Source organism: Halomonas sp. BC04, from assembly GCF_000568385.1.
In genome coordinates this window covers 1-8343 of the sequence record NZ_AZQX01000117.1, presented here as the reverse complement: position 1 = coordinate 8343, position 8343 = coordinate 1, and the positions used below count along the sequence as shown (strand labels likewise).

Annotated in this window: 7 protein-coding genes; 3 read left to right on the top strand and 4 right to left on the bottom strand. The window is 65.5% G+C overall.

Annotated elements, in window-relative coordinates; all coding sequences use genetic code 11:
* Positions 1 to 1246, top strand: a 1246-nt coding sequence (locus Q427_RS08295) for an HlyC/CorC family transporter (RefSeq protein WP_043512836.1), incomplete at its 5' end; no start/stop codon positions are given.
* Positions 1247 to 1265: 19 nt separating this feature from the next.
* On the opposite strand, the gene Q427_RS08290 is transcribed toward Q427_RS08295, so the two are convergent.
* Both Q427_RS08290 and Q427_RS08285 read right to left on the bottom strand, forming a co-directional pair.
* Positions 1266 to 1937 (bottom strand): 1-acyl-sn-glycerol-3-phosphate acyltransferase, encoded by a 672-nt coding sequence (locus tag Q427_RS08290; protein ID WP_043512835.1) that lies wholly within the window; start codon positions 1935 to 1937, stop codon positions 1266 to 1268.
* Between the two features lie 32 nt (positions 1938 to 1969).
* Complete coding sequence (locus Q427_RS08285) at positions 1970 to 2587, bottom strand: TetR/AcrR family transcriptional regulator (RefSeq protein WP_043512832.1); 618 nt, start codon at positions 2585 to 2587, stop codon at positions 1970 to 1972.
* A gap of 169 nt (positions 2588 to 2756) precedes the next feature.
* Between Q427_RS08285 and Q427_RS08280 the strand changes: the two genes are divergently transcribed.
* Positions 2757 to 3440, top strand: a complete 684-nt coding sequence (locus Q427_RS08280) for an SOS response-associated peptidase (RefSeq protein ID WP_043512830.1) — start codon at positions 2757 to 2759, stop codon at positions 3438 to 3440.
* Positions 3440 to 6310 (top strand): insulinase family protein, encoded by a 2871-nt coding sequence (locus Q427_RS08275; RefSeq protein ID WP_197030554.1) that lies wholly within the window; start codon positions 3440 to 3442, stop codon positions 6308 to 6310. The genes Q427_RS08280 and Q427_RS08275 overlap by 1 nt, the downstream gene beginning before the upstream one ends.
* A 113-nt stretch (positions 6311 to 6423) precedes the next feature.
* Here Q427_RS08275 and sbcB read toward each other — a convergent pair whose 3' ends face one another.
* On the bottom strand, positions 6424 to 7914 hold the full coding sequence (gene sbcB / locus Q427_RS08270) for an exodeoxyribonuclease I (protein WP_043512825.1): 1491 nt from the start codon (positions 7912 to 7914) through the stop codon (positions 6424 to 6426).
* 112 nt (positions 7915 to 8026) lie between these two features.
* Positions 8027 to 8281 (bottom strand): cell division topological specificity factor MinE, encoded by a 255-nt coding sequence (gene minE, locus Q427_RS08265; protein WP_043512823.1) that lies wholly within the window; start codon positions 8279 to 8281, stop codon positions 8027 to 8029.
* Positions 8282 to 8343 lie beyond the last annotated feature (62 nt).

The window sequence follows — 8343 nt, the reverse complement described above, 5'->3', positions numbered from 1 at the left end:
CCTACTCGTCTGTCTTTCTGCCTTCTTCTCCAGTTCCGAGACCGGCATGATGTCGATCAACCGCTATCGGCTGAACCACGAGGCCAATAGCGGTGACAGTCGCGCCCGCCGCGTCATGCGCCTGCTGGCTCGCCCGGATCGACTCATCGGCGTGATCCTGATCGGCAATAACTTCGTCAACAACCTGGCGGCTTCCATCGCCACCATCATCGCCATCCACTACTTCGGCGAAGTCACCGGCCCTGCCGTTGCCACCACGCTGCTCACCATCACCATCCTGATCTTTGCCGAAGTCACACCCAAGACCTATGCCGCAGTGAAGCCGGAGCGCATCGCCTACCCCGCGTCACGTGCGCTGGAGCCTCTGCTCAAGCTGCTTTACCCGCTGGTGTGGCTGGTCAACGTCATTTCCAACAGCTTGCTCAAGCTGCTGGGGGTAAAGAGCATCGAGGGTGGCGGTGACAACCTGACCCGGGACGAGCTACGCACCATCGTGCACGAAGCGGGCACCCTGATCCCCCACCGCCACCAGGCCATGCTGCTGTCGATTCTGGACCTGGAAAACGTGACGGTGAATGACATCATGGTGCCACGCCACGAAGTGGTGGGCATCGATCTGGATGATGAACTTCCGGCGATCCTGACCCAGATCCGCACCAGCCAGCACACGCGCCTGCCCATCTACAAGGGCGACATCAACAACATCATCGGCATGCTGCATCTGCGCAACGCCGCGCGCTTCCTGTCCCGGGATGAAGTGACCAAGGCCTCCATCGTCCAGGAAGCGCGGGAGCCCTATTTCATTCCCGAGTCGACCCCACTGCACACGCAACTGCTCAACTTCCAGAAGCAGAAGCGGCGGATCGGCATCGTGGTGGACGAGTATGGCGATGTGGAAGGACTGGTGACGCTGGAGGACATACTCGAGGAGATTGTCGGCGAATTCACCACCGACGTGGCAGGCCAGGACCAGGACATCCATCGCCAGGATGACGGCAGCCACGTCATCGACGGCACGGCCAACATCCGCGACATCAACCGCATGCTGGGCTGGCAGTTGCCCACCGATGGCCCCAAGACCTTGAACGGCCTGATCCTGGAGCATCTCGAATCCTTTCCCGACGGTCCTGCCTGCCTGCAGATCGGCATCATCCGCATGGAGATACTCGACGTGCGCGACAACCTGATCACCGCTGCACGCTGCTGGCCGCAGCCCCCGCGGACAACCCGACGGCGCCAGGAGTGATCCCTGCTTGCCCAGGGGATTACCCCTTGCTGACAGGGCAGGCCCAGCCGTCGGCCTCGGCTTTCAGCGCCCTCACCCGGGCCTCCATCCTGTCGCGCCGCGCCAGGCGGGGTGGCACCGGCTCACCGAAATAGAGTGCCACTCGGGCGCGGAAGCGCCGGGGACGCTTGGACAGGGCAGGCCCATCGCAGTGGGATGTCCAGGATCCCCATAGCCCCGCCAGAGCCGCCGGAATCACCGGCACCGGGTCCCGTGCCAGGATCGTCTCCAGCCCACGGCGAAAGGTGTGCACCTCGCCGTCCGGTGTCAGTCGACCTTCGGGAAACAGCATCACGACTTCGCCGTTGCGCAACGCCCGGCTGACCTCCTCCAGCGCACGACGCACACCGCCGGGATCATGCCGGTCGGAGTCCACCGGTATCGCCCCCACCAGGCGGAACAGCCAGTTGAGCCAGGGAGAGTCATAGATCGGCCGGTCCATGAGAAAGCGCAGTGGTCGAGGACTGGCCCCGCCGACCACCAGGGCATCCATGAAGCTGACGTGATTGCAGACCACCACCGCCGGACCCTTGGCCGGTATGAAGCTCCGGCCACGAAAGCGCAAGCGGTAGAGGCAATGAATGAGCAGATAGATCAGTCGCCGAATGATCGGTCGTGGCGCGCGGGCAACGCGCCAGGCACCCGCCGCCATCAGGGTGCCGAAGATCCCGAGGAAGGCCAGGTTCACGCGATATCAGACCTGTTCCTGAGACCGGCAAGAATGGTGACCAGCAGCTGGTCGAGCAGCTCGCCGACCTCTAGCTGCTGCCCCTGCCAGTAGCCCAGTCGTTCGTTGAGGCCAAGCTGGACCAGGCCGTGAACGCTGCCCCACAGGGTACGCCCCAGCCGTCTCGCCTCCAGGTCGCCCAGCGCCGGCTGGTACTCCTTGAGGCTCGCCTCGACCCGAAGGAAAAGGGCCTCGATCATGTCGGACTGACGCTGATCGAGCTCACCCTCCTGGGCCAGCGGGTAGTCGAACAGCAATTGCCAGCGATAGGGTTCACGCTGGGCAAACTGCCAGTAGGCACGAGCCAGGGCGTTGAGCTGCCGCTCGGGAGAGGCGCCTTCGGTCAAGGGTTCGATAACCGTGCGCAGGCGCGCCAGCGTCTCGATGTTCACATGCTGCAGCAGATTGCCGAAGCTGCCGTAGAGCTTGAGCAGGGTGCTCGGTGCACAGCCGACCTCACGCGCCAGGGCGCGAAGTGACAGCGTATGCACGGGATTGCCCTGCAGCCAGGCATCGCTTGCCGCCATGACTTGGGCATGTAGCGCCTCGGGCGCATGCTGTCGGGGACGGGCCATGAATTCCTCGCAGGGCGGTGATCAACTCGTAAGCATGGCGTGGCGGCTGCCATGCCTCGCGTGACTTAGGATAGCGCACATCGAACACTGTTTTCGACCATTACGCATCAAGCCCTTTTCAGCCGAGTTCGACTTGGCTACCCTGAATGACCCGACTCGCGGAGAAACCATGGCCGGTCGACTCTTCATCCCCCCCCTCGATCTCGCTCGACTGCTGCCGGACCTGTGCCATGACGCCCCACTGATCACCGCGGCCAACCTGTCGCCGCGGCGGCCGGTTTCGCAAATTCGCCTTGAGGGTGGTGCTGCTCGACTATCGCCGGTCTTCTGGGGCCTGACGCCGCCGTGGCTCACCGTACTTGATCATGCCCCCCACTGCGCCCGCGCCGAGTCGCTGGGGTCGCGACGCATGTTCCACGAAGCCTTCGCCGCGCGACGCAGTCTGGTCCCGGTGGGCGGCGTCTATGTCTGGAAGCCTCAGCCGCGTTTCAAGCAACCCTTCCTGGTTACCAGGGTCGACCGAGGCCCCCTGCTGCTGGCCGGACTCTGGTGTCGCTATCACACCAGCCTCAGCGAGCATGCCGACTCCATGGCCCTGATTACCGTGCCGGCGGCCGCCCCCCTGGCGCCACTCAGCGACAGGCTTCCGGCGTTGATCGCCGCCGAGGATGCCGCCTGCTGGCTGGATCCGCAGACGCCACTTCCGACAGCCAAGGCCCTGCTGCGTCCCGCCCCAGGGGAACTGTTGGGCGCTTTTCCGGTATCTAGACGAGTGAACGACCCCAAGAATCAGGATCCAGCCTGCGCGCATCCCACCGGGCCCATGCTGCGCTGGAGTGACCAGGAGATATGATGTCCAGTCTTGCTACCTACCGCCAGGCCCAACGGCCCTGGCCCGTTCCGCTTGCCGGGCTGCTGCTGGCCGGCGCGCTCTTTTCCACAGCCGTCGCCGCACAACCCACCGAGCAGAGCGCCGAGGCCGCGGTCGATGACGTCGTCGCCCCCCGGGTCAGTCCTCACGATACAAGGGACTACCGGGTAGTGACCCTGGAGAACGGCCTCACCGCCCTGCTGGTGAGCGACCCCGACGCCGACCGGGCAGCCGCCTCGATGAACGTGGGTGTCGGTAGCGCCCAGGACCCCGACGACCTGGCCGGGCTGGCCCACTTCGTGGAGCACATGCTGTTCCTCGGCACCGAGCCCTTTCCCCAAGCGGATGCCTACCAGGGCTATCTCCGTCGCCACGGCGGCAGCCACAACGCCTTCACCGCGCCACAGGACACCAACTATTTCTTCGACATCGAGCCAGAGGCCCTGACCGGGGCGCTGGACCGCTTCAGCCAATTCTTCCTGACGCCGCTGTTCAATCCCGACCAGCTGGAGAGTGAACGCAACATCGTGCACTCGGAGTACATGGCCCGCATCCGCGACGATGGGCGACGCGAGATCGACGTGCTCAACCAGGTGCTCAACCCCGACAATCCCACCGTCGGGTTCTCGGTCGGCAGCCGCGAGACGCTCGACCCGCCCGAGGGAGAAGCAACGCTGCGCCAGCGGGTGATCGATTTCTACGAACGCTACTACGACGCCAACGTCATGCACCTCGCCCTGGTCGCACCCCATTCGCTGGACGAGCTCGAGACGATGGTCGCCGAGCGCTTCGCCGATATCGCCGACCGGGGCCTGGAGCGTCCGGTGATCGAGGAACCGCTGGTGCTCGAAAAGGACCTGCCCCTGCAGCTGGAAATGCAGTCGGTCAGGGACAGCCGCCATGTGCGCTTCATGTTCCCGGTCCCCGACCCGATCCAGCACTACACACACAAGCCCGCCGATTACCTGGCCCACCTGCTGGGACACGAGGGAGAGGGCAGCCTGCTGGCGGTGCTGCGCGAGGCCGGGCTGGCCGACGGCCTCTCCGCGGGCGTCGGTCGCAGCGACGAGCGCGACGCCCTGTTCACCGTCAGCATCAGCCTGACGCCTGCCGGTGCCCAGCGGCTCGACGAGATCGAGGCCACCCTGTTCGCCGCCATCGACCAGATCCGCGAGTCGGGCCTCGACGAGTGGCGCTACGACGAGCAGGCCCAGCTGGCCGAGCAGCAGTTCCGTTTCCAGCAGCATGGCTCACCGCTGCAGGGCGCCATGCGCCTGGCCATGAACCTGGCCCGCTTCCCGGTGGAAGACGTGCAGTATGCCGCCTACCGCATGGACGGTTTCGACCGGGAACTGGTCATGCAGTATCTCGACGGCCTGCGTCCCGACCGGCTGCTGCGGCTCTACAGCGCCCCCGATGTCGAAGGCGCTGAGCTCTCGCCCTGGTTCAATGCCCCCTGGCGTGAGGTCAGCGCCGATGACCCGGCGCGGGCGGAACCCCTGGCCGGCCTGGCCCTGCCCGAGCCCAACCCTTTCATCGCCGAGGATCTGACACTGCTGGAAGCGCAGCATGAGCGGCCCTCTCAGCTGCTGGACGAGCCGAGCTTCGCCCTCTGGCACATGGCGGATGCCTCCTTCAACACGCCGAAGGCGGAGTGGCGCATCAGCCTGCAGCACCCGGCCGCCAACTCTGACCCGCGACAAGCGGCACTGGCCCACCTGCTGGCAGGCTGGCTGGACGACAGCCTCAACGAGGACTTCTATGCGGCCCGCCTGGCCGGTCACCATGCCGAGGCCTATGCCCATGCCCGCGGCATCACCCTTTCCTTTTCCGGCTGGCGCGATCGCCAGGACCGGGTCATGCAGCGTACCCTGACGCAGCTCCAGCAGGGCGAGATCGACGAGGCCAACTTCGAGCGTGCACGCTATCGCCTGCAGCGGGAGTGGCGCAACGCACCCCAGGCCGCCCTCTTCCGCCAGGCCCACCGCACCTTGACCGAAGCCCTGGTGCGGCCGCAATGGCCCACCGACGACCTGCTGGAGGCCAGCCGAGCCCTCGATGTGGAGGCACTCCGCGACTTCCGCGACGCCTTCCTCGCCGACCTGCACATGGAGGCCCTGGCCGTGGGTAATCTCGACGAAGAGCTGGCCATTCAGGAGGGGCGCCTGATGGCTGAAATGCTGCAACCTCGAGCGCCGAAGGAGGCGATTCCCGACCTGACACCGCTGCGCATCGAGGAGGGCCTGCCGACACTTCACCCGGTCACCTCGCGGGAGGAGTCGCTGGTACTGCGCTATCTGCAGGGCAGCGACCGCTCACTGGAGAGCCAGGCCCGCCTCGCCGTACTCGGCCAGGTGATCGACACCCCCTTCTACCAGCGCCTGAGAACCGAGGAGCAATTAGGCTACGTGGTCAGCGCCAGCTACTCGCCGCTGCTCGACGCGCCGGGTCTAAGCCTTCTGGTGCAGTCGCCGGATACTCCCAGCGACGAGATCCTGGCCCATATCGACACCTTCCTGGACGCCTTCGGCGAACAACTGGCCGCCATGGACGATGACGATCTGGAAGCGTATCGACAGGCCGTGCACGACAACCTGCTGCAGCGTGACACCAGCCTCTCCGGGCGCACCAATCGGCTGTGGCGCGCCCTCTCTTTCGGCGATACCGACTTCGACCGTCGCGAGCGCCTGGCCGCACGGGTGCTCGACGTCAGCGCCGATGAGCTGAGCCAAGCCTGGCCCGAACTGCGCGAAGCAGCCATCGCCACCATCAGCTTCGACCCGGGCGACGAGCCAAGCGACGTGGCCAACCTGACGCAACACCTGGCGCCCATGCCGGAGGCCGACGACTGATCCTTTCGGCATCCAGCCACCGTCTCAACAGCAGCACCTCAACGACAGCGCCCGGCCAAATGGCCGGGCGCTGTCGCTTCATGGTTCCGCTGATACCCAGTTTTCGGACAAGCCTAGTCGAAGGCCTGGGGCGGCATCATTGCCTCCACATGCATCACCAGTTCCTCAAGCACCTGGCGGTCGCGATCACTCAGCGCCACCTGGTTGAGCCGCTCGATCTCCCGGGCGAAGTCCTTCAGGGTGAAACCGGCCACCGCCGAGTCGTTCATGCGCTCCCAGCGGAAGGCTTCCCAGCGCACCAGCTCTTCACTGGAAAGGGTCTCCGGATAGCTGCGGGCCCGGTAGCGAAACAGCATCTCCTCGAGCCGTGCATCCTGGAAGGCGAAGCGGGTATCCACCAGGTCCCAGGGGTCGGTATCGCGCACCCGCTGCATCTGCTGGCGGTCGGCTGGCGAAAAGAAGCCGCCGGAGTAAAGCATCAGGTCCGGATCACGTGGCCCCTCGGGAGGAGGGGCGGCGAAAGCCTCCACGGCCTTGCTTGCCGCGTCGGTGCTGTCGGCCAGGCGTTTCCAGTGTGCACGACAGGCGGGCAGGTCCAGACCCAGTCGCTCGACGATATCGCCATACTCGCCCTGCCGTGGCCCCTCCACATCCTTCAAGGCCGCCGCCGGCAGGATCACCGGGCTGCGGTTGATGTGGATCACCTTGAGCGGAATACGCGCCTCGCCCTCGGACAGGTCGTCGTTGCTGACGAAGATGCGCTGTCGAATCTGCTCGGCGCTCAGGGTCAGCAGCGGCTCAGGGTCGACAGAGAGGTCGTAGACGATCACCCCATTGGGGTTGGTGGGATGTTCGGCGAGCGGCATCACCAGCGCGCTGCAGCCGCGGCTCGCGGGATAGCGGCGAGAGATGTGCAGCACAGGCTTGCGGCCGGGCACGTCGAGCCGACGCGCTACTTCACGCTTCTTGCGCAGCTCAAGCAGGTGATCGAAGAGGCGGGGATTGCAGCCCCTGAGCAGCTTCGCCAGGGCAATGGTGGCACGTACGTCGGCCACGGCATCGTGAGCGCCTTCGTGGGCGATGCCATTCGCAGCGGTCAGGTCCTCGAGCCGGAAGCTGGGACTACCGTCCTCGCGGTGCGGCCACTCGATGCCGGTCGGTCGCAGTGCGTGAAAGGCGCGCACGGCATCGATCAGGTCCCAGCGGGAATTGCCGTTCTGCCACTCCCGGGAGTAGGGATCGAGCAGGTTGCGATAGAAGAGGCAGCGGCTGACCTCGTCGTCGAAACGCAAGCTGTTGTAGCCCAGGGCACAGGTGCCGGGCTCGCTCATGAGCGCATGGATGTGCCCGGCGAACTCGGCCTCCGGCAGGCCTCGACGGCGCGCCTGCTGCGGGGTGATGCCGGTGATCAGGCACGCCTGGGGGTGCGGCAGGTAGTCGTCGGCGGGCTTGCAGAAGAGTTCGACGGGCTCGCCGATCTCGTTGAAGTCGGCATCGGTGCGAATGGCAGCGAACTGCGAGGGTCGATCGCGACGCGGATCGGCGCCGAAGGTCTCGTAGTCGTGCCACAGAAAGGTCATCGGGGCGGCATCGGGCTTCGCCATGGGCGCGGTGTCTCCTGACTCTGCGTCGCTGAGTGGCACAGCCTATCATAGCCTCGCCGATGCCTCAGCCAGGCTTCAAACCGGCCAACCAGCACGCCGGCCGAGTGCTCGACTATGAACTGCGTGGCAGGGTGACGTTGAGCTCCAGCACCGAGCAGTTGTCCTCGCTGTCCAGGCTGATGTTGATGGCATCGTCATCCACCTGGACATAACGCCGAATCACCTCCAGCAGCTCCTTCTCCAGCATCGGCATGTAATCCGGCTGACCGCGCTGGCTGCGCTGGTGGGCCACGATGATCTGCAGTCGCTCCTTGGCGACCGACGCGGACTTCTTGCGTTCGCGCTTCAGGAATTCGAGCAACTTCACCGGCGACCTCCTCCGAACATGCGGCTCAGCAGACTCTTCTTCTGGGCTTCGTGGAAGCGCAA

Excerpts from the sequence above, each read along its gene's own strand:
- Q427_RS08290 (WP_043512835.1), bottom strand. The coding sequence starts at position 1,937 with ATGGCGGCGGGTGCCTGGCGCGTTGCCCGCGCGCCACGACCGATCATT.
- Q427_RS08285 (WP_043512832.1), bottom strand. The coding sequence starts at position 2,587 with ATGGCCCGTCCCCGACAGCATGCGCCCGAGGCGCTACATGCCCAAGTC.
- Q427_RS08280 (WP_043512830.1), top strand. The coding sequence starts at position 2,757 with ATGGCCGGTCGACTCTTCATCCCCCCCCTCGATCTCGCTCGACTGCTG.
- Q427_RS08275 (WP_197030554.1), top strand. The coding sequence starts at position 3,440 with ATGTCCAGTCTTGCTACCTACCGCCAGGCCCAACGGCCCTGGCCCGTT.
- sbcB (WP_043512825.1), bottom strand. The coding sequence starts at position 7,914 with ATGGCGAAGCCCGATGCCGCCCCGATGACCTTTCTGTGGCACGACTAC.